Here is a 24,792-nt window from a genome sequence, read left to right on the forward strand (position 1 = left end):
GCCGGAAGCCGTGGCATGGTCCCTGGGCGTCGATCGGGGGGTGTACCCAGGTACCCCCGACAGGGGTCCGGGGACCAGTGATCCCCCCCGGGGGAGTACGGCAGTCTGGGTGACCGAAGGGCAGGGACGGCGGCCGCGAGGCCGGCACCGAGGGGGAGGAACGGTCATGGACGGCACCAACGGCACCACGGTCGGGAACGACGAGCGCGACACCCGGAGGGACCCGATCGACTTCCTGCGCAGCGGCGTACGGGACATGCTGCGCAGCGCGGCGCTGTCCTGGTTCGCACTCCCGCAGCTGCTGCTGTCCGTCGCCGTGTCCGTCACCGCGAGCCTGCTGGGCCTCGGCGTGGGCGCGCTGCTGGTGGTGCCGACCGCGATGCTGGTCCGCCGGCTCGCCGGGATGCGGCGGGAGCTGGCCGAGCGGTGGTCCGGCGTGCGGATCCCCGACCCGTACCTGCCGCAGCCCGAGGCCGAACCGGGCTTCCGCGGCGACTGGAAGCGCTGCCTGGCGCTGCTGGCCGACCCGGCGACCTGGCGGGACCTCGCCTGGCTGGTGGTCGACCCGGCGATCGGCGCCGGGCTGGCGCTGGTCCCGATCGGGCTGGTGCTCTGGGGTGCGTTCGGCCTGCTGCTGCCGTGGCTCTGGGAGCCGATCGTCTCGGCCGGCGGCAGCACCTGGTACCTGTGGATCCACGTGACCGACGCCGCGAGCGGCCGGCTCTCCGCCGTGTTCGCCGTCCCGCTCGCGCTGGCCGGCCTGGCCGTCGCGCCCGCCGTGCTGCGCGCCCACACCGCGCTCGCCAAGTCCCTGCTCGGTCCGAGCCCCCGTGCCGAGGCCCTGGCCGCCCAGCGCAAGGTCGCCCACCTGACCGAGACCCGGCGCGACGCGCTGACCACCCAGGCGGCCGAACTGCGCCGGATCGAACGGGACCTGCACGACGGCGCGCAGGCCCGGCTGGTGGCCATGGGGATGAACCTGGGCGTCGCCGAGCGGCTGGTCGAGCGCGACCCGCAGGCCGCCAAGCAGCTGCTCGCCGAGACCAGGCAGGCCTCCGCCAGCGCCCTCGACGAACTGCGCGACCTGGTCCGCGGCATCCACCCGCCGGTCCTGGCCGATCGCGGACTCGCCGACGCCGTACGGGCGTTGGGCATGAACAGCCCGCTGAACGCGACGGTCTCCGCCGAACTGCCGGGCCGCGCCGAGCCGCCGGTCGAGTCGGCCTTCTACTTCGCCGTCTCCGAAGCGCTCACCAACGCCGCGAAGCACTCCGGCGCCGCCCGGGTCGACGTCCAACTCTGGCACGAGGACGGGCTGCTGAAGGCCCAGGTGACCGACGACGGCGCCGGCGGCGCCGACCCCTCGCGCGGCACCGGACTGCGCGGCATCGAACGGCGGCTTGCTACCTTCGACGGCGTCCTGGCCGTCCGCAGTCCGCTCGGCGGCCCCACGACCCTGACGATGGAGCTGCCGTGCGAGTTGTCCTCGCCGAGGACCTCTTCCTCCTGAGGGACGGTCTGGTCCGGCTGCTGCAGGCCTACGACTTCGAGGTCGTGGCCGCGGTGGACACCGGACCGGACCTCCTGCAGGCCCTCCTCACCGAGCGCCCGGACGTGGCCGTCGTCGACGTGCGGCTGCCCCCGACGTTCACCGACGAGGGCCTGCAGGCCGCCCTGGAGGCGCGGCGGCGGATCCCCGGGCTGCCGGTGCTCGTGCTCTCCCAGTACGTCGAGCAGCTCTACGCCAAGGAGTTGCTCGCCGACGGCAGCGGCGCGATCGGCTACCTGCTGAAGGACCGGGTCTTCGACCCCGACGAGTTCGTGGCGACGGTCCGACGGGTGGCGGCCGGCGGCACCGCACTGGACCCGAAGGTGATCGCCATGCTGGTCAGCAACACCGAACGCACGAAGCCGCTGGACCGGCTGACGCCGCGCGAGCGCGAGGTGCTGGAGCTGATGGCCGAGGGCCGCTCGAACGGGGCGATCGCCGAGCGGATGGTGATCACCGAGCGGGCGGTGAAGAAGCACACCGCCAACATCTTCCTCAAGCTCGACCTGCCGCCCTCCGAGGAGGACCACCGGCGGGTGCTCGCGGTGCTGGCCTTCCTGGACGTCGCGCCCTGATCCGGCGCGTGAGCCGCGCTACCCGGCCGTCTCCGCGGCCAGCCAGTCCAGGTAGCCGGGACTGCCGGCCACCACCGGTACGGCAATCACCTCGGGCGTCGCGTACGAGTGCCGCCCGGCGACGAAGTCGCCGAGCCGGTCGGCCAGTCCGGCCCGGGTCTTGAGGTCGATCCGCCACTCCTCGGCGTCCTGCACCTCGCCCTCCCACCAGTACACCGACCGCACGGGGTACACCTGGGCGCAGGCCGCCAGCCGCTCCCGCACCACGGCGGACGCCAGGGCCCGGGCCTGCTCCTCGCTCTCGTGGGTGGTGGTCACCACGACGAAGCGCTGCTCGCTCGCTGTCATGCCCCGACGGTATCCCGGCCCCCGCCGGCCGGAAGGCCCGTGCGGAGCGGCCGTCCGGTGGTGGCGGCCCGGTGGCGGCTGCCCTTCGGGGCGGCCGCCACCGGGCGGCGGCGGTCAGGCCCGGCGGGCCGTGTGGACGGTCATGGCGGAGAGGTAGAAGGCGTCCGGACGGTGGAGGATGCCGGTGGGGGCCTCCTCGTCGAGGAGGGCTTCGAGGGTGTCGCGGTCCTCCGGGAGGAGGCTGTCGGCGAGCTGGTCGTGCAGGCGGCGGAGCTGGGTGTGCAGGTACTCCCGGGTGGGGCGGTCGAGCGGGGCGGGGCGGTCGACCAGGAAGGTACGGGTGCCGCTCGGGGTCAGACCGGCGCGCTCCAGCATGGCCGGCCAGTCCTCGATCTCCGCGGTGCTGCCCGGCAGTTCGGCCCGCATGGTGCTGAAGCCGTCCTCGTGCGCCGCGTCCAGCCGGGCCTGGAACCCGGGCCGGCCGAGGCCGAAGTCCCGGGGCAGGAAGCGCGCGGGCAGGCCGCGCTCGGCGACGGCGAGCAGTCCGCCCGGCCGCAGCACCCCGGCGAGGGAGGCGAGCGCGGCCTGCTGGTCGCCCAGGTGGTGGATCGCGTTGCCGGACCAGATCAGGTCGGCCTCGCCGAGCTTGTCGAACTCGGCGGGCAGATCGACCTGCCGGGTGCCCAGCCGGCCGCCGGAGCGGGTCCGGGCGCGCTCCAGCAGGGCGGCCGACTGGTCGACGGCCACCACCTCGGCCGTGGTGAAGGTGTCCGCCAGGATGCCGGCGATCACCCCGGGCCCGCTGCCGACGTCGAGGATCCTCCGGACGGCGCCGGCCGTCCCGTCGCCGGCCAGGCCGGACAGCCACCGCGCGGCCTCGGTGACCGCGCCGGCGCGCAGGTCGGCCTCGTGCTCCAGGTGCGCGGCGAGCGCGTCCCAGTCGAAGTCGGCGGCGGGGACGTTCCCGTGGCCGTGCCGGTGTCCGTGCTGGTGGTGGTGCGAGGTCATGTCCGATCTCTCCGTTCGTGGGTGCCGAAGGCCTCCCCCGCTCACGCGGGCACCGCGGCGCCGGACGCGCGGTGGGGGCGCGGTGCCCGTCCGCGGCCCTCCTCCGCCAGGCTGCGACCACCCCCCACCCGACGGCAAGCTTTGTTGCCACCCCAGCAAATCGGGTCGTACGCCGCCCCACCCCGGCGACCACCCGGCCCAGCCGGGCCACGCCGAACAGCGCCGCCCCGCTGAACGCACCACCAGCAGAGCGATCCGCCGACACCCCTTGCCTTGGAGCGCACTCCAACTCCTAGTCTCTGACGGATCACTGACGCACCACCGACCCACCACAAGGGGGAGCCCCACCATGCGCTACCGCGTCCTCGGCGGCACCGGCATCGAGGTGAGCGCCTACTGCCTCGGCACGATGATGTTCGGCTCCATCGGCAACCCCGACCACGACGACTGCGCCCGGATCATCCACACCGCGATCGACCGGGGGATCAACTTCATCGACACCGCCGACATCTACTCGGCGGGCGAATCCGAGGAGATCGTCGGCAAGGCGCTGGCCGCCCGCGGCGACCGCGACGGGATCGTGCTCGCCACCAAGGCGCACTTCCCGATGGGCGAGGGCCGCAACCGGGGCGGCAACTCACGGCGCTGGATCGTCCACGAGGTCGAGGAGAGCCTGCGCCGGCTGCGGACCGACCGGATCGACCTGTACCAGATCCACCGGCCGGACCACACCACCGACATAGAGGAGACCCTCTCCGCCCTGGGCGACCTCGTCCGGGCGGGCAAGATCCGCGCCTTCGGCTGTTCGACCTTCCCGGCCGAACAGATCGTGGACGCGCACCACGTCGCCGAGCACCGCGCGCTGCCGCGCTTCCGCACCGAGCAGCCGCCGTACTCGCTGCTCGCCCGGGGCGTCGAGCGCGACGTGCTGCCGGTGGTCCAGCGGCTCGGCATGGGTGCGCTGACCTGGGGCCCGCTCGCCGGCGGCTTCCTCACCGGCCGCTACCGCAAGGGCCGCCCGGTGGACCTCACCCAGGGCCGCGCCGCCATCAACCCGGGCCGCTTCGACCCGGAGCTGCCCGCCACGGCCGCCAAACTGGAGGCCGTCGAGGCCTTCACCGCCCTCGCCGAGGAGCTCGGCCGCACCCTGCCCGAGCTGGCCGTGGCCTTCCCCCTGGCCCACCCGGCGGTCACCTCGGTGATCATCGGCCCGCGCACCGCGGAGCAGCTCGAATCCGGCCTCAAGGCCGCCGACCTGGTCCTGGACGACGCCGTCCTCGACCGGATCGACGCCATCGTCCCGCCCGGCACCGACCTCTACCGGGCCGACGGCGCCTGGCAGCCCCCGTCCCTGACCACCCCGGCCCTCCGCCGCCGTCCCGTCTCCGACCGCTCTGCCGCCTGACCGCGTCCAGCCCGGCCGGAGCGGCCGGGCGGGACGGACGGGCGGGACGGACGGGTCGGCCACGGCCGGGCGGGTGCTACCCCCGCGGGGCGGCGAAGGAGTGGACGGTGACCGTGCGGCCGGAGGGCCACTGCTGCTCACCGCTGCCGAGGTGGGTCCAGCCGAGGCGGCGGTAGAGGGCCACGGCCGCGGTGTCGGTGGCCAGGACGTCGAGGACGGGGTGCAGGCCGAGCGCCCGCGCGTGCGCCACGGCGCAGGCGAGCAGGCGGGCGCCGATGTGGTGGCCGCGCGCCGCGGGGTCGACGAAGAGCCGGCCGATCACGGCGGCGAGTTCCGGACGGCCGCCGGTGCGGTGGCTCCACCGGGTGGGGGCGAGGTCACCCGGGGCGCTGCGGGTGAGGCCGACGTGGCCGGCGAGCCGGCCGTCCGACTCGGCGATCCAGGCGGCCAGCAGGCCGTCCGGGGTGAGCCAGGCGCCGGGGCGGTCGGGCCATTCGACGGGGTACCCGTCGGCGCGGTGGACGTCGTCCAGCACCCGGACGCAGGCGACCAGGTCGTCACCGCGGCGCGGTCTGACCAGCACTCCCGCCCCGGACTGCGGAGAGTCGGACGCGACGACACTGGCGCGTTCTTCGAGGTCTGTCATGCCGGTACGTTACCGGCCGCCCCTCACCGTCGCAGCAGGTCGACGACCCCGGTCAGGTCCTCCTCGCCGACGCCGACCGCCAACCGGCGCTCCATCAACCGGAAGTAGGGCTCCAACAGTTCGGCGCTGACGCCCTGCTCCTCGGCGGTGCGCAGCAGCGTGCCCTTGCCCGCCACCTGCATCGCCAGGCCGGACACCACGTCCTTGGTGTAGTCGCCGCTCTCCAGCTGCTCCGCGGTCCTGGCCACCGAGCCGGACATCGCGGTGAGCCAGCTCGCCAGCAGCGGCGCGAGGTCACCCGGCGCCACGGCCTCGCCGCGGACCAGCGCGAAGGCGTGCGCGACCCCGGCGAACATGCCGTACATCGCGCTGAGCAGCGCCACGTCGTGCAGGGCCGCGTGCCCGGCGTCCGCGCCGACGTACCGGGTGCCGGCGGGCACGGCGAGGACGGCCCGGTGCTCCTCGAACAGCTCGGACGAGCCGCTGTAGAAGACGTACGGCCCGGCCGCCGGGACGCCGATCATCGGCGGGACGGCCATGATCCCGCCGTCCAGGTAGCGGGCGCCGCGCCGCTCGGCCCAGGCGGCGCGGGCCCGGGCCTGCTCGGGGGTGCTGGTGACGAGGTTGACCAGGTCCTTGCCGGACAGGTCGGCGCCGGCGAGCGCCTCCTCGACGGAGTCGTCGTCGAGCAGGCAGACGACGACCAGGCGGTTCGCCGCGACGGCCTCGGCGGCGCTGCCGGCGACGGCGGCACCGCGGACGGCGAGCGCGTCGGTGCGGGCGGCGGTGCGGTTCCAGACGGTCAGCGGGTGCCCGGCGGTGAGCCAGGCCCCGGCCAGGGCGGCGCCCATGGCGCCGAGGCCGAGCAGGGTGAGCGGGGCGGACGGGTTCTCGGCTGCGTTCTCAACGTGGTTGCGGTTCACGGGAATCAGCCTCCGCGCCACCCCCGGGAACGATCAAGTACGCACTTCGAAGTGGGTGGTTACCCTGGGGTGAGCGACGAGGTCACAGCGGTCGGGAGGGGTGGGCATGGCGAGCGCGCCGAGGCCGGGGGCGTACATCTGCGGGACGGACGCCGCGATGGACGTGATCGGCGGCAAGTGGAAGGTGTCGATCCTCTGGGCCCTGGGCGAGCGCCCGAGGTGCCGCTTCGGCGAGCTGCGCCGGCTGCTGCCGGGCATCACCGAGAAGGTGCTGGCCGCGCACCTGCGCGAGATGGAGGCGCACGGCATCGTGCACCGGGAGGCGTACGACGAGGTGCCGCCCCGGGTCGAGTACGCGCTGACCGGGGCGGGGCAGCGCCTCAACACGGCGCTGGGGCCGCTGGGGGACTGGGGGCGGGAACACGTCCTGGGCGGGGCACCGCACCCGTCGTAGCGCGGCGGGGCACCCGTGGTGGCGCGGCCGGGCCCCGCCCGGCCGCAACTGCTACGCGATCGCGGCCGACACCACCGCCGCCACCGCGATGTTGCAGCTCGCCGACACCCACACCGCCGGGTGCGGCTCCGGCTCGACCAGGATCGCGCCGAGCTTGCCGGGCGTCAGCAGGTCCACCAGCCAGAACGCGACGGCCATCAGCACCAGCCCGAGCACGCCGTAACAGGCCGTCGAGATCAAGCCCTTGGCGAAGTCGGCGTAGGTGTACATGATCGCGGTGAACACGATGCCGCCGATGCCGAGCAGCGCAGAGCTGAGCAGGACCGCGGCGTTGCGGTTGCGCTCGACCCAGATCTGGTGGCCGAGCCGGCCGGGCGTGAGCACGTCCACCAGGCCGACGCCGAGGAGCAGCAGCACCACCCCGAGGGCTCCGTAGGCCGCCGCCGCGCCCAGCCCGTGCAGGATGTCGTTCATCGTGGTTCCAGCCCCCGGTCCGCTCTCGCCGTACGCCCTCGACCGGCGGTCAGGGCCCCTCGACCGGCCTGGTCAAGGGGTGGCAAAAGATACCCCACACGGGTGAGAGGCGGACCGGGATCCGGAAACCCGGGACGGGTCAGTCCTCCTCGTGCGCCAGGTGGTCGACGCAGGCCGCGACGGCCAGCAGCAGCCCGGTGTCCGCACCGTCCGCGATCTCCACCCCGTAGGTGTCCCGGATCCGGAACCACTTGCGGCTGATCCGGGCCAGCTCGTCGCCGTGGTCGTTCTCGATCCGGTAGTCCTTGTCGATCAGGTTGCCGTGGATCTTCAGCTCGCCGCCGGAGGCCAGGTCCACCAGGTACTTGTCGCGGAACGGCGTGAACAGCTTCTCCCGGACGGTCGCGATCACCTCGCCGTCGGCGTCCTCGATCTTCATCGCGTCGCGGACGGTGAGCATCTTCTCCTTGACCACCGCGACCACCCGGTCGTTCGCGTCCCTCAGCTCGAAGGTGTGCCGCAGCCGCAGCACCTTGCCGTCCACCAGGTACGCCTTGTGGCCCCGGTCGTCCTCGATCCAGTAGTCGTCGCCGACCGCGAACAGCTTCTCCCTGACCAGATACCGCACCGCAGGACCTCCTCCGTGTTGACGTCGGCCCCATTCGACCCCGATCCCCCGCCCGGCGAAAAGCACCGCCACGAAGCACCCGCCGAAAACCCCGTCGCACGGCGGCACCCGCTCGCGTTCAATACCGCCATGAGCCCCGATCCGACCACCGTCCCGCTGCACGGCGAGCGCCTCGACCTGCTGCCGATCGCCGCCGAGCACGCCGGGGAGCTGGCGGCCGCGCTCGCCGATCCGGCCCTGCACGCCTTCACCGGCGGCCGACCGGCGACGGCGGAGGAGATGCGCGCCCGCTGCGCCCGGCTGGCCGCCGGCTCCCCCGATCCGGCCGAGCGCTGGGGCAACTGGGTCCTGCGGCTGCGCGCCGACGGCGCCCTCGTCGGCTACGTGCAGGCCACCGTCCGCCCCGAGGAGACCGAGGTCGCGTGGGTGGTCGGCACGCCGTGGCAGCGCCGCGGCCTGGCCACCGAGGCCGCCCGCGCCCTGCTGGCCCACCTCACCGCCGCCGGCGTCACCACCGCCGTCGCGCACATCCACCCGGACCACCGCGGCTCCCGCCGGGTCGCCGACGCCCTCGGCCTGCGTCCGACCGCCCACGTCCAGGACGGCGAGACCCGCTGGCAGGCCGACCTCACCCGCCCCGACCTCTTCCCGGACGTCATCGGCATGACGTTCGAGCACGCCGCCCGGCTGACCGCCGTCACCGAGGAGTGCCGCCCGCTGCTCGCCGAGCAGGGCATGGAGGCGGTCCAGCGGCTGCTCGTCGAGCGCGGGGTGAGCATGATCTCCGCGATCCGGGTCACCCGGGCCCTGCTCGGCCCGTCCGGGGTCCCGCTCCACGCGGCCCGGGAGGCGGTGGAGCTGAGCGCCGCCCGGCAGCCGGACTTCTGAACCCGGTGGGCCCGGAATGCGGACCCGGGCCGTGCGGTTTCATTGGGGCATGGCATCTCGTGCACGTGTACGCGCCCCCGAACTCGTCGGGGCAGGCGGTTGGCTGAACACCGGCGGCAAGGAGCTCACGCTCGCCGACTTCCGGGGCAAGATCACCATCCTGGACTTCTGGAAGTCCTACACAATGTAGGGAACTCCAGAGGGGGCGTACGTGCACCACCACACCCTGTGCGACCTGTACCTTCGGCTGTCCTTGGACCGGGACGGCAAGACGGCAATCGAACGGCAGGAAGCCGACTGCCGGGCTTGGGCCGAGCGGAACGGCCTCACGGTCCGCAAGGTCCACATCGACCGGGGGCGGTCCGGCTTCAAGGACGTCGAGCGCAAGGGGTTCGACTCGGCCCTTGCCGCCGTCACGGCGGGAGTCGTCGGCAGCCTGATCGTCTGGAAGCTGGACCGGCTCTCCCGGAAGGGCATCGGGCAGGTCGGCAAGGTCCTGGACGACATCGAGAAGGCGGGCGGCCGTCTGGTCTCCGTCGTGGACGGTCTCGACACGTCGAACGACTCGGCCCGCATGGTCGTCGCCATGCTGGCCGAACTCGCCCGCTCCGAGTCGAAGAACCTCGGCACCCGCGTGGCCCACGCGAAGCGCCACCTGCGTCGACAGGGTCAGTGGATCGGCGGACAGCCCCCGTACGGGCTGCTGGTCGACCCCGCCACGAAGAAGCTGACGCACGACCCCGAGACAGCCGTCTACGCCCGCCTCATCGCGGATGACGCGCTGGCCGGCAAGTCCCTGGTGCAGATCGCCCGGCTGCTCAACGAGTACGACATCCCCTCGGCTCGCGGTGGCCAGTGGAACGCCGCGAGCATCATGAACCTGGTCAAGTCCCCTGCCTTCGCCGGTCTCATGCCCGAGACCGAAACCATCGAAGCCGAGGACGGCAGCAAGAAGTTCACGAGCCGCGTGTTCCCGTACCGGGACCCCGAGACGCTGGACACGGTCAGCATCGGCGAGGGGATCATCACGGTCGGCGAGCGCGAACGGATCATCCGGCAGCTTGAATCCCGGACCCGCGTCCACGCGGGCAAGCGAATGCCGAAGCCGAACGGCACGGCGCTGCTCACCAGCCTGATCTTCTGCGACGTACCGGGGTGCGGTCGTCGGATGCACAAGGTCGGCAACAGCTACCAGTGCATGGCCCGCCGAGCGGGCAACCAGTGCCCCGGCGCCAGCGCCATGGCCGACCGAGTGGACGCCTACGTGTCCGAGCGCTTCCTCTCCCTGCTCCCCGCCCTGGAGTTGGATGACCCGCTGTTGGTGACCATCGCTGACCGATGGGTGAAGCGAACCGACCCCGAGACCTTCGCCAAGCGAGACGCCGTAGCCGACGAGATCAACGACCAGGAAGCCCGGTTGGCTGATCTGGAAGACGCACGCTACGTCCGTGGCGAGTTCGACCGCCCCGGCGCACTCGACCGCTACGACCGCCTCGCCACCCGACTCCAGAGCCGCATCGACGGCCTGCGCGCCGACCTCGCCAACATCCCACTCCCCGCCGTCGACATCACTCCGATGCTGGACAGCGAATTGCTGTACCCGGCTTGGGAGGCTTCGACGCAGAATGAGAAGCGGGACCGCCTGTCCCTGGCCATAGACGGCGTGTTCATCAGCAAGGGCGAACGTGGGAAGCGCTTCATCCCGGAGCAGCGGGTCCGCATCAAGTGGGCCGAGATCAAGGAATAGTCTCCACCGCCACAGCGTGGCCGATGGTGGTTTGGTGTTTTGACGCCCCTTCTCAACACACCATAGAGATTTCTAAGGGAAGCCAGGATCTACGTCCCAAACACCAAACCACCACTGGAAGGGCTTGCGCTCCAGACGGCCGGAGCCGCCGCGCATGGAGAGACACGGACACGGGACGTCGTCACGGTACGTCATGACTCTTCCGGCATCGTCACTCCTCGTAGCGCCAGGGGCGAAAGTGCCGAAATTTTGGGTCTTTCCAGATTTCTTCTTACTCGTGTTAAGAGGTTTGAAAATAAGGGGTTAGTCGGGCACTTTGGCCACTCCGGGACCAGGGGGGGGAGGGGGATGACCCCGACGATGCATCCCGGCGACCGCCTAGATGCTGGTCCTCCCAAGCCGTACGAGTCTGGGGAGGGTTGTCGCTCCCAAGACACCCGCATGAGTCGCCTACCATGTCGGCCTCCGTGACGCTGGGTCACCACCGGAAGCCGTCTCAGAAACGATGGTTTGTGAGACGGTCCGCCAACGACGTGCAGCGGCCCCGCTTTGGTGTTCAAAACCCGTCTCAAAATCCTCTCGAAACCCCTGCTGTTATGAGACGAGTTCTGAGACAGTTGAGGCATGACGACGCCCAAGAGCACCGGCCACCTGATCGGCTACGCGCGAGTCTCCACCGACGACCAGGAGGCGCAGCTCCAGCGTGACGCACTCACCGAAGCGGGCTGCGCCCGGATCTTCACCGACAAGGCCAGCGGGAAGAACACCGCCCGACCGGAACTGTCGGCCGTCCTGGACTACCTCCGCCCCGGCGACACCCTGTGCGTGTGGAAGTTGGACCGCTTCGCCCGGTCGCTGATCGACCTCGTGACCATGGTGGACGCGCTGTCGGCACGTCGGATCGGCTTCAAGGTCCTCACGGGTGCGTTGGCCAGCATTGACCCGAACACTCCGGATGGGCGGCTCATGCTCCAAGTGGTGGGTGCGATGGCGGAGTTTGAGCGATCGTTGATCAAGGACCGGACCGGCGCCGGGCTGGAAGCGGCCAAGGCTCAGGGGCGGACCGGTGGGCGACCGTCCGTGATCAGCGAGGACAAGCTGACCATTGCCCGCGCCCGCCGCGCGAAAGGAGAAAGCGTGAGCAGCATCGCGAGGGCGCTCGGGATCAGCCGGGCGACGCTGTACCGCCACCTGGAGAACGCCGAGTCGTAGCCGCTATGCCTGTCGTGAGAGTCGTCTGCCCCGCTGCGGGTGGGCGGCTTTCGCTGTCTCCGGGGTCCAGGGGCGTAGGCGCTGTGAAAGTTCACAGCCCGTGGCCGTTGGCGATCCCAGCCCCAGCTCGCCACACGTACCCTGGGTGTACTGCTGATTTCCTTCCCCCACGGTGACCAACTAGCCATTTATGCCAGTGACTTCGCATTGAGGGACATAGGGAAACAGGATTGCGAAGACCCCTCTGGCCGTCGTTAGCGGATACTCAAAGCGCTCGAAGCGAGTCCGTGAGGCACGTCAGCGCCACGGGTGGTTGGCTTCCCGCAGCCTGGCGAGCAGATCCGCCCGCCGGTCGCGTTCCTCGGGCGTCAGCGGGGCTTCGCTGAACTCCTCCGGGGAGAGAACGGGGCGGGGCTCAGCGGCCCGCCCCGGGGGCCAGGGGTGAGCTTTCATCCACCCGAACGGGTCCATGGGCGCAGCATCCCCACACGGGCCCTCCACGGGCTCCTGTGGCGCTCCCTGAGCGTCACCCGTCATTGCGCACCGCCAGGCACTCCCCGTCGTCCATGTGCTGGGCACGCCACTTGGCGACCTTGCGCAGGATCGTCGGGTTGTCCGGGTACTGCGCTGCCATGCCGTCGAAGAGTTCGCACCCGGGACACTGGCCGGCGTCCGGGGCGGTCTCCGCGTTGATCGGCAGGATGCGCTCGACCAGCGCCATCCGGCTAACGCCCGTCACAGGACACCGCCGTATCGCCAGGAGCCCCCTGGGTGACCACCAAAGCCGACACCTCGGCGCCGTGGTCGCTGAGAACGCAGAAGGACGCCAACGCCCCGCTGCGCGCCTCCTTCCACTCGGAGAACGTCCGCATACCCCGGTTCTTCGCCTTCATCGGCCTCCTCCCGTTGAACTGTCACCAAGATCTGACAAGCGCCCGGGACGGTGAAACCTCGCACAAAGGACACTTCAGAACGTCCCTCGGGCGGTACAACGTCCCTACAAGAGTCCGGACTTTGCGGGGAGACACGCGACATGCCGAACGAGAGACTGAAAGCCGTTATGGCGTCGGGTGGTTGGACGTGCGCCGCCCTGGCGGACAAGGCCGGCGTCGACACCAAGTCGGTTGAGCGCTGGGCCAATCAGAACCGGACGCCCCGGTTGGGGACGGCCCGTGTGGCTGCCGAAGCGCTGGGAGAAGACATGTTCGCACTGTGGCCGAGCCTGCGGCAGCCACGTGCCGCCCGAGCGATAAGCCCCGAGCTGGTGGCCCTGTACGAACAGCGGGCCGACCTACCGGTGTCCGTCATCGTGGACTCGCTGGAGAAGGCAACCCAGCGCATCGACGTGTTGGTCTACGCCGCTGTCTTCCTCCACGAGGCCTACCCCCGGCTCAACGATCTGCTTCAGGAGCGCGCCGCCGAGGGCTGTGCGGTCCGAATCGCCATCGGCGACCCCGACAGCGAGAACGTGAGGCAGCGCGGGGAGGAAGAGAAGTTCGGTCACGGCATCGAGTCCCGATGCAGGCTTGCCCTCATGCACTACCGACCGCTCATCGGAACGCCTGGCATCGAGGTTCGCACGCACGGGACCACGCTCTACAACAGCCTCTACCGGGCCGACGACCAGTTGCTGGTGAACGCCCACGTATGGGGCGTGAACGCCTTCGGAGCGCCGGTCTGGCACCTTCGACGGACAGGTGCGAGAACGCTGTTCGACACCTACGCTTCGAGCTTCGATGCGGTGTGGAGCACCGCCCGACCGGTCGAGGAGAGCTGATCCATGGCACGGACCGAGTACTACGACGATCCCGACGCTCCCAAGCCCAACCGACTGGTGGTCGCAGCGTCCGCCGTCGTGACGGACGAGGCCGGGCGCATCCTGCTCCAGCGACGGGTCGACAACGGTCTGTACGCCCTGCCTGGCGGGACGATGGATCTGGGCGAGTCTCTTCCGGGCACGGCCGTGCGGGAGGTCTTCGAGGAGACCGGCCTGGAAGTCGAGATCACCGGCCTGGTCGGCACATACACCGACCCACGCCACGTCATCGCCTACTCGGACGGCGAGGTGCGGCAGCAGTTCAATGTCTGCTTTACCGCCCGGGTGACAGGCGGCACGCTGCGCATCTCCGACGAGTCCACCGATCTGCGCTTCGTACTCCCCAAGGAAATCGCCGACCTACCGATGCACCACACCCAGCAGCTACGGCTCCGCCATTTCCTAGAGCAGAGACCTTCCCCCTATCTCGGCTAGACCGGCGGCCCGAACCCCAGCACACGCCGGCAGAAATAAATTCTTCGGAAATATTGGTCGCACAACATAAATCACCTAGCCTCTCCCCGGGACAGAATGGAGACCACTCCGCTCGGAAGCGAGTCAATCTCCGGAGCGCCTGCGAACGCACCACTCAATGAAGCCTGGGGCGTTCGCGAGACAATCGTCTCAAATAGGGAGACTGGCACTCGGGCCTCATAGGCCAATCCATCCAGAACTGCGCCATCCTCCTCTAGCAGCCCCACAGCCTGGGCCAGTAGAGACGGCTGCTCAACCGCCGGCATTACGCCCGGCTCCTGCCTGCGCCAGCCTTTCGCAGACAAGAAGGAGACGGCGTTCCTATATGTCACCTCTCCCATTACCCCCAGCCGACGAGCACGATAAAGGAGTGCTTGAAGACTGACCCCCCAGGTTTGCTTGATCTGAGCAAGCCGGGCCCAATCCGCCGACGACGGCAGCAGGTCTTTCATCACATCGGCAGGCATCAGAAGCTCGGCAGCAAAATTGTGCGCCTGATCCTCAACCTTACGGCCACCAGGCTCCGAGTCCGCATGCATCACTAGGTGGCCGATTTCATGCGCTACATCAAATCGCTGCCTAAAGTAATCTCGCTTCGTCGGGTTCAGCACAATGACGGGCCGAACCCTGCTGTCAAATGAATAGGCATCTACCGAAGAGGTCTGCGGCGGACTGAAAACGATGAGAATTCCATGGTTCTCTGCAATGCGGACTAGGTGACCAACGGGGCCCTCCGAAAGATTCCAGAGCTTTCGGAGTTCGCGAGCGGCTCTTTCCGGTGATTCCTCCAGCTCCGATTCGACATCAACCGGCACGCTAGGAAGGTCTACCTCGGGAAATTCAATGTGCCGCTCAAGCGAGGCAGCCGCGTCAATGGTGGCCAAGCCGTAGGCCGTGGCTTGATCGCGAGAGATCTGCGTCGTCGATCTAAGCGATCGAAAATGGGGAACACGGTCAGAGAAATCAATCTCTCCGGGGCCTGACAAGAAGAACGCCGGGTCTACACCCAATGAGAGACACAGCTGAGCCACTGTTGCCGCCGCTGGCCGCTTACTTCCATTCTCGTATGAAGCTACTGCCGTCGGCGTTTTGCCGATCATTGCGGCGAGAGCGTTCTTACGGAGGCCCGCCAATTGGCGGGCCAACCGAAGACGCCTGCCGTCAAACAGGCGCGCTACATCACCGACCTGAGGTGCCGGACGGTGAACGGTGTGCATGTCTATCCAATCGTGTCTCGGGTAGGCGCTTCCATCGGCTGAACACGCCGACGAACAGGCGCGTCGGGAACAACATGAGGAGTGGGCGCCAGGGGTGCCGGCTGCGTCGTGACGGGAGCATAGCCACCGACGCCAGGAGCGCTCTTCAGCAGGTCATACTTCCACCACCAGGCCGCTCCCCCGCCCTTGTTCATTCGCGGACGGCCGATGAAGAACTCACGAACGCGAAACTCCGGGTGGACGCTGTGCGCAACCACGAGGGTTCTGGCCGTCACAGCCTCCACATCCAGCTCCAGAACCTCCGGCTGGAGCGAGATGTCCTCGAACATCTCAATCTCCTCGAAGGGCAGCATCGGAACGTCAGGACTCCGCTGGGCAGCAACCTTGCGCTTGGTCGGGCTCTTCTGCTGCCAATGGATCTTGTCCACATTCCCGTGCCGAAACGAAGTCAGCAGCCATCGCCACTCGCCCGACAGCCAACCCGGAGAGCCGTTCAGGTCGGAGACCGATGCCACCCCGGCCGGAATCCTGGGCATCGAAAGGTAGCTGTCACCCAGTCCGTTTGCCACGACATCCATGCCCGCGTCGGCCTCACCCGCGCCGACGGCGTAGGGGCCGCACGAGAAGACCCGGTGAAGCCGGTCCTTCAGGAACAAGTGCGCCGTTCCGCCGATCCACCCCTGATCATGGCCCGTCGCGGGGTCATAGTCCTCCAGCAGCCGGCTGTACGCGGACTCGCCGGCCCAACGAATCGCGTCGAGGGCACCAGAGCCCTCAAGATCGCCAATGGCGTCCTCTTCCTCGCTCATGAGCCAGAGCATACTCCAATCCAGTAACTCGCGCGTGAAACTGAACCATGTGTCGCCTATGCTGCCGCCCGATGAACCTGACGCCTAATCGAACATTTATCGAACACTATAGCGGTGGACTGACACACGACCAGTGCCCGGACGTGAAATGCGGCAGCACCCTCTGCGGTTAGATGAGGACATGGCTTCTCGTGCACGTGTCCGCGCCCCCGAGCTGGTCGGCGCCGGTGGATGGCTCAACACAGGCGGCAAGGAACTCAAGCTTGCCGACCTGCGAGGTAAGTGTGTCGTACTAGACTTCTGGACCTTCTGCTGCATCAACTGTCTGCACGTCCTGGACGAGCTGCGGGAGCTGGAGGAGAAGCACCGCGACACCGTGGTGATCGTCGGGGTGCACTCGCCGAAGTTCGTGCACGAGGCCGACCACCAGGCCGTGGTGGACGCCGTCGCGCGGTACGAGGTGCACCACCCGGTGCTGGACGACCCGGCGCTGGCCACCTGGAAGCAGTACGCCGTCCGCGCCTGGCCGACGCTGGTGGTGATCGACCCGGAGGGCTACGTCGTCGCCCAGCACGCCGGTGAGGGCCACGCCCACGCGATCGCCCGCCTGGTCGAGGAGCTGGAGGCCGAGCACACCGCCAAGGGCACGCTGCGCCGCGGCGACGGCCCGTACGTGGCGCCGGAGCCGACCGCGGGGGACCTCAAGTTCCCCGGCAAGGTGGTCCGGCTGCCGGACGGCCACTTCCTGGTCGCCGACTCCGGCCACCACTCGCTGGTCGAGCTGGCCGAGGACGGCGAGACGGTGGTGCGCCGGATCGGCGACGGGCAGCGCGGCCTGGTGGACGGCACCAGCCCCCGGTTCAGCGAGCCGCAGGGCCTCGCGCTGCTGCCGGAGGGCCACCCCCATGACTACGACGTGATCGTCGCCGACACCGTCAACCACGCCCTGCGCGGCCTGCGGCTCGCCGACGGCAGCGTGACCACCCTGGCCGGCACCGGCCGCCAGTGGTGGCAGGGCTCGGCCACCACGGGCCCGGCCCGCGAGGTGGACCTCTCCTCGCCGTGGGATGTCGCCTGGTTCGACGGCCGGGTGTGGATCGCGATGGCGGGCGTGCACCAGCTCTGGGCGTACGACCCGGCCACCGGCGAGGTCGGGGTCGCGGCCGGCACGACCAACGAGGGCCTGGTGGACGGTCCGGCCGCCGAGGCCTGGTTCGCCCAGCCGTCCGGCCTCGCGGTCTCCGCCGACGGCGGGAAGCTCTGGGTCGCCGACTCCGAGACCTCCGCACTGCGCTCGGTTTCACGTGAAACCGGGACGGTCGAGACCGCCGTCGGCACCGGCCTGTTCGACTTCGGCCACCGCGACGGCGCGGCCGACCAGGCCCTGCTCCAGCACCCGCTGGGCGTCACCGTGCTGCCGGACGGCTCGGTCGCCGTGAGCGACACCTACAACCACGCGCTGCGCCGCTACGACCCGGCGACGGGCGAGGTCAGCACGCTGGCCACCGACCTGCGCGAGCCCTCCGGCGCGGTGCTGGTGGACGACGACATCGTGGTGGTCGAGTCGGCCCGGCACCGGCTGACCAGGCTGCGGCTGCCGGAGGAGGCGGTGCGGGTGGAGTCCGTGGCGCACCGCACCCAGCGCGCGGCCACCGAGGTCGCGCCGGGCGCCCTCCGGCTGGACGTGGTCTTCTCGGCCCCGAGCGGACAGAAGCTGGACGAGCGCTACGGCCCGTCCACCCGGTTGCTGGTCAGCGCGACCCCGCCCGAGCTGCTGGTCTCCGGCGCCGGCGCGGACAGCGACCTCTCCCGCGAGCTGGTGCTCTCCGACGAGGTCGCCGAGGGCGTGCTGCACGTCTCGGCGATGGCGGCCTCCTGCGACGACGACCCGGAGATCGAGTTCCCGGCCTGCCACGTGCACCAGCAGGACTGGGGCGTGCCGGTGAAGCTGGTCGCCGACGGCGCCCGCCGCCTCCCGCTGGTCCTCGCCGGGATGGAGTGACCCCGGCCCGCGACGACGACGGGGCCCGGCGGAGCGTTCTCCGCCGGGCCCCGGTCGTACCGGAGGTGGGGCTCAGCCCTCCAGGAAGGCCTTGATCGCGCTCGCCAGCAGGTACGGGTCCTCCGCGCCGCACAGCTCGCGCGCCGAGTGCATGGAGAGCGCCGCGATGCCGCAGTCCACCGTCCTGATGCCCAGCCGCGCCGCCGTGATCGGGCCGATCGTCGTACCGCAGGGCATCGCGTTGTTGGACACGAAGCTCTGCCACGGCACGCCCGCCTTCTCGCAGGCGGCCACGAACACCGCCCGGCCGACGCCGTCGGTCGCGTAGCGGTTGTTGACGTTGACCTTGAGGATCGGCCCGCCGTTCGGCAGCGGGTGGTGGCCCGGCTCGTGCCGCTCGCTGTAGTTCGGGTGGACGGCGTGGCCCATGTCCGAGGAGAGGCAGACGGTGCCGGCCAGCGCCCGGGCGCGGTCCTCCAGGGAGCCGCCGCGGGCGTGGATCGTGCGGTCCAGGACGTTGCCGAGCAGCGGGCTCTGCGCGCCGGTGTCGGACTCGCTGCCGGTCTCCTCGTGATCGAAGGCGGCCAGCACCGGGATGTACGGCAGCTCGGTGGCGTCGGCGGCGGTGGCGACGGCGGCGAGCGCCGCGGTGGCGGCGTGCACCGAGAGCAGGTTGTCCAGGCGCGGGCCGGCCAGCAGCTCGCGGTCCCGGCCGAGGTAGGAGGCGGGCTGGACGTCGTGCGTCATGAGGTCCCAGCCGACCACGTCGTCGACGGCCAGGCCGGCCCGCTCGGCGACGTAGGAGATCAGCGCGCCCTCGTCGACCGGGCCGAGGCCCCAGATCGGGGTGAGGTGGCGCTGGCGGTCCAGCTTCATGCCGTCGTTGACCTGGCGGTCCAGGTGGATGGCGAGCTGCGGCACGCGCAGCAGCGGCTCGTCCAGCTGGACGAGCCGCGCGGTGCCGTCCTTGAGCGCGAGTCTGCCGGAGATGCCGAGGTCCCGGTCCAGCCAGCTGTTCAGCGGTACGCCGCCGTAGATCTCCACCGCGACCTGCCGCCAGCCGGCCGAGCCGGTGTCCGGCAGCGGCTTGACCCGCAGGTTGGGCGAGTCGGTGTGGGTGCCGACGATCCGGAACGGGGTCTCGGGGCCCGCGCCCTCGGGGAGGTACCAGGCGATCAGCGCACCGCCGCGGATCAGGTAGCGCCCGCCGGCGGCGCCGTCCCAGGCGTCCGTCTCGGCGACCTGCCGGAAGCCCGCCTTCTCCAGCCGCTCCGCGGCGCTCGCGACCGCGTGGTACGGGGACGGCGAGGTACCGAGGAAGGCGATCAGATCGTCGCTGTGCGTCCGGTCGAAGAATGCCTGTCGGGCGGCGGTCGACATACTGCTCCTGGGTCGAGGGAGGGCCGAAGCCGGATGGGGAGTCGGCTTCGCACCTTGAGCATATGCCCGTACACGGACAGGGCATTCGGAAGCATCCCAACCGTTCTCGACCGCGCACGGGCCACAACACCCGGTGTCCGCACGGCGGATAGTCCCTGGTCGCGCACGGTCGTCGGAGCGCGAGCAGGGCGCCGACGGGGCGCCGGCAACGCGTCTGCGGGGCGCCGGCAACGGGTCGGCGGGGCGGCTCCGACGCGGCGGCACGGCGCCGGCGACACGGCGGCCGGGCGCGCACCGGGGCAGGTGACGGTCCGGCGGAAACGGCCGGGCGCAGCCCCGGGGAACACCGAAGGGCCCGGTGGCAGCCGGGCCCTTCGGTGTGAGGGTGTGTCAGGCGGTCGGAAGGGTGGTGGCCTTAGAAGGCCTCCTCCGCCAGCTCCATGATCTCGTTGTCGATGCCCTCGGCGATCACGCGCTGCGGCGCGACGGTCGGCAGGACGTTCTTGGCGAAGAAGCGGGCGGCCGCGACCTTGCCCTGGTAGAACGGGACGTCCTTCTCCGAGGCGCCGGCCTCCAGCTTGGCCAGGGCCACCGCGGCCTGGCGCAGCAGCAGCCAGCCGACGACGACGTCGCCGGAGACCATCAGCAGGCGGGTGGTGTTGAGGCCCACCTTGTACATGTTCTTGACGTCCTGCTCGACCGAGGTCAGGTCGGCCAGCAGCTTGCCGACGATGGCCTCCAGGTCGCCCGCGGCCTTGGCGAGCAGCTCGCGCTCGGCGGCCAGGGCGTCGCCGCCGGCGGCGGAGCCGAGGAACTTCTGGATCTGCTCGGACAGCGCGGTGAGCGCCTGGCCGCCGTCCTTGACGATCTTGCGGAAGAAGAAGTCCTGGCCCTGGATGGCGGTGGTGCCCTCGTACAGGGTGTCGATCTTGGCGTCGCGGATGTACTGCTCGATCGGGTACTCCTGCAGGTAGCCGGAGCCACCGAAGGTCTGCAGGGACTGGGCGAGCTGCTCGTAGGACTTCTCCGAGCCGTAGCCCTTGACGATCGGCAGGAGCAGGTCGTTCAGGCGCTCGGCGGCCTCGTCGTGCTCGCCGCGCAGCTTGGCGGCCATCATGTCGTCCTGGGTGGACGCGGTGAACAGCACCAGCGCGCGCATGCCCTCGGCGTAGGCCTTCTGGGTCAGCAGCGAGCGGCGCACGTCCGGGTGGTGGGTGATGGTGACGCGCGGGGCGGTCTTGTCCAGGAACTGCGAGATGTCGGCACCCTGCACGCGCTCCTTGGCGTACTCCAGGGCGTTCAGGTAGCCGGTGGAGAGGGTGGCGATGGCCTTCGTGCCGACCATCATGCGGGCGAACTCGATGATCTTGAACATCTGGCGGATGCCGTCGACCTTCTCGCCGAGCAGCCAGCCCTTGGCCGGGTGCTTGGCACCGAAGGTCATCTCGCAGGTGTTCGAGGCCTTGAGGCCCATCTTGTGCTCGACGTTGGTGGCGTAGACGCCGTTGCGCTCGCCGAGCTCGCCGGTCTCCCAGTCGAAGTCGAACTTCGGGACGATGAAGAGGCCCAGGCCCTTGGTGCCCGGCTTGCCGCCCTCGGGGCGGGCCAGGACCATGTGGATGATGTTCTCGGACATGTCGTGCTCGCCCGAGGTGATGAAGCGCTTCACGCCCTCGATGTGCCAGGAGCCGTCCTCCTGCTGGATCGCCTTGGTGCGGCCGGCGCCCACGTCGGAGCCCGCGTCGGGCTCGGTGAGGACCATGGTGGAGCCCCACAGGCGGTCGGTCATCCGCTTGGCGACCTCCAGCTGCTCCGGGGTGCCCTCCTCGGCGATGACGCCGGCGAAGGCCGGGCCGGAGGAGTACATCCAGATGGCCGGGTTCGAGCCCAGGATCTGCTCGGCGAAGGCCCAGATCAGCGAGTTCGGGGTGACCTGGCCACCGATCGACTCCGGGATGCCCAGACGCCACCACTCGGCGTCCATGAAGGTCTGGTAGCTCTTCTTGAAGGTGGCCGGGATCGGGGCGGTGTTGGTCTCGGGGTCGAAGACCGGCGGGTTGCGGTCGGCGTCGACGAAGGACGCGGCGAGGTCGTTCTCGGCCAGGCGCGAGATCTCGCTCAGGATGTTCTTCGCGGTCTCGACGTCCATGTCCGCGAACGGTCCGGTGCCGTAGACCTGCTCGCGGCCGAACACCTCGAAGAGGTTGAACTCCACGTCCCGCAGGTTGGACTTGTAGTGACCCATGGCCGTTTTCTCCGGTTCGTCGCTTCCGGGAGACCGCCGCGTTCGGGCGCCCCGTACCCACCAGTAGGCATCATGATGCTACCCAGCGGTAACTTGGGCAAGCCCTCGGCGGTGAATCCGCTATGAACGTGGTCACGTCCCACAGTCGGGGCGACCACTCCTTGTCAGGATCGGCGCCAGCGCGGGCGGGTGCGCTCCCGCTAGCCTGTCCGTGTGTACGGATATGACCAGAACGCATACCCGGGAGACCCCTACCAGCAGCAGGCGGGTCCGCAGCCGGGCATGAACGGCATGCCCGGACCCGACGCCTACGGCGCGCAGGCGCCGGGGTCGCAGCAGTCCCTCTACCCGGAACCGTCCCCGCCGTCGCTGGCGGACGCCGTCCGGGCCTTCACCACCGGCTCGATGGCGGTCGAGGACTTCCAGGCGATCTTCATCACCTCGAAGGTGCACTGCCCGCGCGGCGACCGCCCCGGCTTCCTCGCACTGCACAACACCCCGACGCCGGTGATCCCGATGTTCAGCTCGCTGAAGGAGCTGCGCCGCTACGCCGGCAAGGACTCCAAGCACTTCACCGTCACCGGCGCCGAGGTCCTGGACCTGCTGCCGACCGGCTACGGCTTCGCGCTGGACATGGAGGGCGAGCACCGGATGGTGTTCGACGCCAAGGCCGTCGAGCAGATGGTCGACTTCACCATGCGCCGCATGTACGGCTGACGGCCGCCCCCGGCCGACGACCGCCCCGACGCACGGCCGGCCCGCGGTGCGCCGGACCCACGCCCGACCCATCCTGGAGAAGGAGGAGCCGCGCTCCTCCGTCGACATATGGTTCAACTTTCAACTTGCTTGTTGTTGAGGATTGAACTAATCTCGTGGACGTAGGCCGCAGAACACCCCCTCGAAGGAGGCCGACATGCCCGCCGTGACCGTCGACAACCCGCTGACCCTCCCGCGCGTCACCACGCCGGACGCCGCCGTCACGAGCGCCCGCCCGGTCCGCACCGTGGTCACCGCCCCCGAGGGCTACGAGGGCGAGGGCTTCCCCGTCCGCCGCGCCTTCGCCAAGATCGACACCAAGTACCTCGACCCGTTCATCATGATGGACCAGATGGGGGAGGTGGACTACGCGGCCGGAGAGCCCAAGGGCACCCCCTGGCACCCGCACCGCGGCTTCGAGACCGTCACCTACATCATCGACGGCACCTTCGTGCACCAGGACTCGCACGGCGGCGGCGGCGTCATCACCGACGGCGACACCCAGTGGATGACGGCGGGATCCGGCCTGCTGCACATCGAGACCCCGCCGGAGTCGCTGGTGATGTCCGGCGGCCTCTTCCACGGCCTCCAGCTGTGGGTGAACCTGCCCGCCTCGGACAAGATGATCGCCCCCAAGTACCAGGACATCCGCGGCGGCAGCGTCAAGCTCCTCAGCACCGAGGACGGCGGCGCCCTGCTGCGGGTGATCGCCGGCGAGCTCGACGGCCACCAGGGGCCCGGCGCCACCCACACGCCGATCACCATGATCCACGCCTCGGTCAGCCCCGGCGCCCAGATCACCCTGCCCTGGCGCTCCGACTTCAACGCCCTCGCCTACGGCCTGGCCGGCAAGGGCTCGGCCGGCGCCGAGCGCCGCCCGTTCGGCACGGGCCAGGCGGTCCTGTTCGGCGACGGCGACTCGATCACCATCCGCGCCGACGAGAGCCAGGACTCCCGGAACGCCAACTTCGAGGTCGTGCTGCTCGGCGGCCTGCCGATCCGCGAGCCGGTCGCCTGGTACGGGCCGTTCGTGATGAACAGCCACCGCGAACTGCAGCAGGCCATGGAGGACTTCCAGGCCGGCCGCCTCGGCACCGTCCCGGCCTCCGGGAAGTAGGCCCGACCGGTGGCTCCGGCCACCGGCACGGCGGGCCGGCCGAGGGTCCCGCCTTCGGCCGGCCCGCCGTCGCGTCGTTGCGCGGACCCGCCGCCGCGACGGCCCGGCCGTCGCGGCGGCCGGGCGCGGTCTACAGCAGCGCGTACACGGCCGAGGCGTCGTCGTGGGCCTTGCCGCGCGGCCAGCGCTCGCAGGCGGCGTCCGCCCGTTCCACCGCGCGGACCTGGGCGATCAGCTCGCCCGGGCCCGACTCCGCGAGCAGCCGCAGCACATCGCCCCAACTTCCCAGCCCGAAGCGCTCGGTGAAGCGCGAGGCGCCGTCGGTGAGGGCGGCCAGCGCGTGCAGCCGGTCGAGCCGGACGAAGCCGGTCTCGGCGTGCTCGGCCGCGCGCGGGCTGGCGGCCGCGATCCACGGGCCCTTGCCCCGGTTGCGGGCGGCGCGGACGGCCAGCGCGTACTCCAGGTGCAGCGCCGCCCGCTCGGCCGAGCCGGGCACGGTCGCCCAGATCTGGCGCCGCAGCTCCTCCCCGCCGGGGAAGCGCTGGTTGTCCCCGATCACCTTCGGCGGGCCGTCCTTGAACTCCAGCACCAGCAGCGAGTCGCCGAGCACCAGGTACTCCAGCGCCTCGCCGTGCCGCCGGGCCGCGACCACCATCGCGGCGGGCGTGTTGGCGTGGGCCAGGTCGCAACGGCCGCCGTGCAGCGCGGCCGTCTCCGCGATGGCGTCGGCCAGGCACTCGGCGATCGAGCGGTCCGCCCGGTCGGTGAGCCGGGCGAGCAGGTGCACGCCCAGTCGGCGGACGTACCAGGCCGTCCCGTGCCGGCACCCGGACTCCAGGCCGGCCGGCGAACTCGCGCCGTCCAGCAGGACCAGCGCCTCCGGCGAGGCCGCCGCGAAGTCCTCGCTCTCGCGGTCGGGCCGCCGTGCTTCCCCTGCGAGCTGTAGCTGCATCCCGACAGTGTGGCCGCCGCCACCGGCCCGCGCCCAGACCCCTGCGCCGGTGGGCGCCGGGCCGGGGCCCGGCGCCCGGTGGCAGCCGGGGTGATTCGGCCATACCGTCGGAAAGTGACCGGACAATTCGGCCAATCGGGGCGGGTCGGGTTTGGGATCACCTTCGA

At 70.5% G+C, this 24,792-nt stretch carries 25 protein-coding genes and 2 pseudogenes; 13 read left to right on the plus strand and 14 right to left on the minus strand.

All coding sequences use genetic code 11. The features are described 5' to 3' along the window. Nucleotides 1-166 precede the first annotated feature (166 nt). Both ACZ7KX_RS09255 and ACZ7KX_RS09260 read left to right on the plus strand, forming a co-directional pair. On the plus strand, nt 167-1,510 hold the full coding sequence (locus tag ACZ7KX_RS09255) for a sensor histidine kinase (protein ID WP_470325954.1): 1,344 nt from the start codon (nt 167-169) through the stop codon (nt 1,508-1,510). Further along, the gene (locus ACZ7KX_RS09260) at nt 1,474-2,124 is read left to right on the plus strand and encodes a response regulator transcription factor (RefSeq protein WP_350523745.1); all 651 of its coding nucleotides are present in this window, start codon (nt 1,474-1,476) and stop codon (nt 2,122-2,124) included. Before ACZ7KX_RS09255 ends, ACZ7KX_RS09260 begins: the two co-directional genes overlap by 37 nt. A gap of 18 nt (nt 2,125-2,142) precedes the next feature. Here ACZ7KX_RS09260 and cutA read toward each other — a convergent pair whose 3' ends face one another. Next, nucleotides 2,143-2,472 (minus strand): divalent-cation tolerance protein CutA, encoded by a 330-nt coding sequence (gene cutA / locus ACZ7KX_RS09265; protein ID WP_470325955.1) that lies wholly within the window; start codon nt 2,470-2,472, stop codon nt 2,143-2,145. Between the two features lie 114 nt (nt 2,473-2,586). Further along, nucleotides 2,587-3,480: a class I SAM-dependent methyltransferase gene (locus ACZ7KX_RS09270; protein WP_470325956.1), complete on the minus strand. Its 894-nt coding sequence runs from the start codon at nt 3,478-3,480 to the stop codon at nt 2,587-2,589. Nucleotides 3,481-3,829: 349 nt separating this feature from the next. Here ACZ7KX_RS09270 and ACZ7KX_RS09275 point away from each other — a divergent pair, with 349 nt between their 5' ends. After that, nucleotides 3,830-4,885, plus strand: a complete 1,056-nt coding sequence (locus ACZ7KX_RS09275) for an aldo/keto reductase (protein ID WP_470325957.1) — start codon at nt 3,830-3,832, stop codon at nt 4,883-4,885. A 76-nt stretch (nt 4,886-4,961) separates the two neighbouring features. On the opposite strand, the gene ACZ7KX_RS09280 is transcribed toward ACZ7KX_RS09275, so the two are convergent. Together ACZ7KX_RS09280 and ACZ7KX_RS09285 are read right to left on the minus strand one after the other, a co-directional pair. Continuing rightward, nucleotides 4,962-5,531, minus strand: a complete 570-nt coding sequence (locus ACZ7KX_RS09280) for a GNAT family N-acetyltransferase (RefSeq protein WP_470325958.1) — start codon at nt 5,529-5,531, stop codon at nt 4,962-4,964. 23 nt (nt 5,532-5,554) lie between these two features. Beyond that, a complete protein-coding gene (locus tag ACZ7KX_RS09285) occupies nt 5,555-6,382 on the minus strand; it encodes an NAD(P)-dependent oxidoreductase (RefSeq protein WP_470326296.1) in 828 nt (275 codons plus the stop codon). 178 nt (nt 6,383-6,560) lie between these two features. Between ACZ7KX_RS09285 and ACZ7KX_RS09290 the strand changes: the two genes are divergently transcribed. After that, entirely contained in the window at nt 6,561-6,908 is a 348-nt protein-coding gene (locus ACZ7KX_RS09290) for a winged helix-turn-helix transcriptional regulator (RefSeq protein ID WP_470325959.1), read from the plus strand. A 51-nt stretch (nt 6,909-6,959) separates the two neighbouring features. Here ACZ7KX_RS09290 and ACZ7KX_RS09295 read toward each other — a convergent pair whose 3' ends face one another. Together ACZ7KX_RS09295 and ACZ7KX_RS09300 are read right to left on the minus strand one after the other, a co-directional pair. After that, nucleotides 6,960-7,382: a DUF350 domain-containing protein gene (locus ACZ7KX_RS09295; RefSeq protein ID WP_350523740.1), complete on the minus strand. Its 423-nt coding sequence runs from the start codon at nt 7,380-7,382 to the stop codon at nt 6,960-6,962. Nucleotides 7,383-7,521: 139 nt separating this feature from the next. Next, complete coding sequence (locus ACZ7KX_RS09300; protein WP_350523739.1) at nt 7,522-8,010, minus strand: LURP-one-related/scramblase family protein; 489 nt, start codon at nt 8,008-8,010, stop codon at nt 7,522-7,524. Nucleotides 8,011-8,139: 129 nt separating this feature from the next. On the opposite strand from ACZ7KX_RS09300, the pseudogene ACZ7KX_RS09305 reads away from it, so the two are divergent. From ACZ7KX_RS09305 to ACZ7KX_RS09320, 4 genes and pseudogenes are all read left to right on the plus strand, one after another. Next, nucleotides 8,140-8,640 (plus strand): annotated as a pseudogene (locus ACZ7KX_RS09305) (GNAT family N-acetyltransferase); the annotation flags it as partial. Between the two features lie 307 nt (nt 8,641-8,947). After that, entirely contained in the window at nt 8,948-9,088 is a 141-nt protein-coding gene (locus ACZ7KX_RS09310; protein WP_224281159.1) for a thioredoxin domain-containing protein, read from the plus strand. Nucleotides 9,089-9,109: 21 nt separating this feature from the next. Continuing rightward, the gene (locus tag ACZ7KX_RS09315) at nt 9,110-10,645 is read left to right on the plus strand and encodes a recombinase family protein (protein ID WP_470325960.1); all 1,536 of its coding nucleotides are present in this window, start codon (nt 9,110-9,112) and stop codon (nt 10,643-10,645) included. Between the two features lie 624 nt (nt 10,646-11,269). Then, nucleotides 11,270-11,857 (plus strand): recombinase family protein, encoded by a 588-nt coding sequence (locus tag ACZ7KX_RS09320; protein WP_470325961.1) that lies wholly within the window; start codon nt 11,270-11,272, stop codon nt 11,855-11,857. A gap of 297 nt (nt 11,858-12,154) precedes the next feature. Here the strand turns inward: ACZ7KX_RS09320 and ACZ7KX_RS09325 are convergent, their stop codons facing one another. Both ACZ7KX_RS09325 and ACZ7KX_RS09330 read right to left on the minus strand, forming a co-directional pair. Beyond that, on the minus strand, nt 12,155-12,328 hold the full coding sequence (locus ACZ7KX_RS09325; protein ID WP_470325962.1) for a hypothetical protein: 174 nt from the start codon (nt 12,326-12,328) through the stop codon (nt 12,155-12,157). Nucleotides 12,329-12,383: 55 nt separating this feature from the next. Continuing rightward, nucleotides 12,384-12,596 carry a hypothetical protein gene (locus ACZ7KX_RS09330; RefSeq protein WP_470325963.1) on the minus strand — a complete coding sequence of 71 codons (213 nt, stop codon included), beginning with the start codon at nt 12,594-12,596 and terminating at the stop codon, nt 12,384-12,386. Nucleotides 12,597-12,890: 294 nt separating this feature from the next. Here ACZ7KX_RS09330 and ACZ7KX_RS09335 point away from each other — a divergent pair, with 294 nt between their 5' ends. Both ACZ7KX_RS09335 and ACZ7KX_RS09340 read left to right on the plus strand, forming a co-directional pair. Continuing rightward, nucleotides 12,891-13,634, plus strand: a complete 744-nt coding sequence (locus ACZ7KX_RS09335; RefSeq protein WP_470325964.1) for an XRE family transcriptional regulator — start codon at nt 12,891-12,893, stop codon at nt 13,632-13,634. Between the two features lie 3 nt (nt 13,635-13,637). After that, the gene (locus tag ACZ7KX_RS09340; RefSeq protein ID WP_470325965.1) at nt 13,638-14,108 is read left to right on the plus strand and encodes an NUDIX domain-containing protein; all 471 of its coding nucleotides are present in this window, start codon (nt 13,638-13,640) and stop codon (nt 14,106-14,108) included. Nucleotides 14,109-14,179: 71 nt separating this feature from the next. Here the strand turns inward: ACZ7KX_RS09340 and ACZ7KX_RS09345 are convergent, their stop codons facing one another. From ACZ7KX_RS09345 to ACZ7KX_RS09355, 3 genes and pseudogenes are all read right to left on the minus strand, one after another. Then, nucleotides 14,180-15,031, minus strand: a complete 852-nt coding sequence (locus ACZ7KX_RS09345; RefSeq protein WP_470326297.1) for an ImmA/IrrE family metallo-endopeptidase — start codon at nt 15,029-15,031, stop codon at nt 14,180-14,182. A 114-nt stretch (nt 15,032-15,145) separates the two neighbouring features. After that, nucleotides 15,146-15,364: pseudogene (locus ACZ7KX_RS09350) on the minus strand (helix-turn-helix domain-containing protein); the annotation flags it as partial. 2 nt (nt 15,365-15,366) lie between these two features. Then, nucleotides 15,367-16,173 carry a hypothetical protein gene (locus ACZ7KX_RS09355; protein WP_470325966.1) on the minus strand — a complete coding sequence of 269 codons (807 nt, stop codon included), beginning with the start codon at nt 16,171-16,173 and terminating at the stop codon, nt 15,367-15,369. Between the two features lie 181 nt (nt 16,174-16,354). On the opposite strand from ACZ7KX_RS09355, the gene ACZ7KX_RS09360 reads away from it, so the two are divergent. Continuing rightward, complete coding sequence (locus ACZ7KX_RS09360; protein ID WP_470325967.1) at nt 16,355-18,175, plus strand: NHL domain-containing thioredoxin family protein; 1,821 nt, start codon at nt 16,355-16,357, stop codon at nt 18,173-18,175. A 72-nt stretch (nt 18,176-18,247) separates the two neighbouring features. On the opposite strand, the gene ACZ7KX_RS09365 is transcribed toward ACZ7KX_RS09360, so the two are convergent. Both ACZ7KX_RS09365 and ACZ7KX_RS09370 read right to left on the minus strand, forming a co-directional pair. Continuing rightward, nucleotides 18,248-19,555, minus strand: a complete 1,308-nt coding sequence (locus tag ACZ7KX_RS09365) for a M18 family aminopeptidase (RefSeq protein WP_350523737.1) — start codon at nt 19,553-19,555, stop codon at nt 18,248-18,250. 415 nt (nt 19,556-19,970) lie between these two features. Next, a complete protein-coding gene (locus ACZ7KX_RS09370; protein ID WP_396551164.1) occupies nt 19,971-21,800 on the minus strand; it encodes an acyl-CoA dehydrogenase in 1,830 nt (609 codons plus the stop codon). Between the two features lie 213 nt (nt 21,801-22,013). On the opposite strand from ACZ7KX_RS09370, the gene ACZ7KX_RS09375 reads away from it, so the two are divergent. Next, nucleotides 22,014-22,517: an SseB family protein gene (locus tag ACZ7KX_RS09375; RefSeq protein WP_396551162.1), complete on the plus strand. Its 504-nt coding sequence runs from the start codon at nt 22,014-22,016 to the stop codon at nt 22,515-22,517. Between the two features lie 196 nt (nt 22,518-22,713). Continuing rightward, nucleotides 22,714-23,673 (plus strand): pirin family protein, encoded by a 960-nt coding sequence (locus ACZ7KX_RS09380; RefSeq protein ID WP_396551161.1) that lies wholly within the window; start codon nt 22,714-22,716, stop codon nt 23,671-23,673. A gap of 130 nt (nt 23,674-23,803) precedes the next feature. Here ACZ7KX_RS09380 and ACZ7KX_RS09385 read toward each other — a convergent pair whose 3' ends face one another. Continuing rightward, on the minus strand, nt 23,804-24,625 hold the full coding sequence (locus tag ACZ7KX_RS09385; protein ID WP_350523734.1) for a protein phosphatase 2C domain-containing protein: 822 nt from the start codon (nt 24,623-24,625) through the stop codon (nt 23,804-23,806). Between the last annotated feature and the right edge of the window lie 167 nt (nt 24,626-24,792).

Source organism: Kitasatospora sp. NPDC038210 (assembly GCF_055600605.1).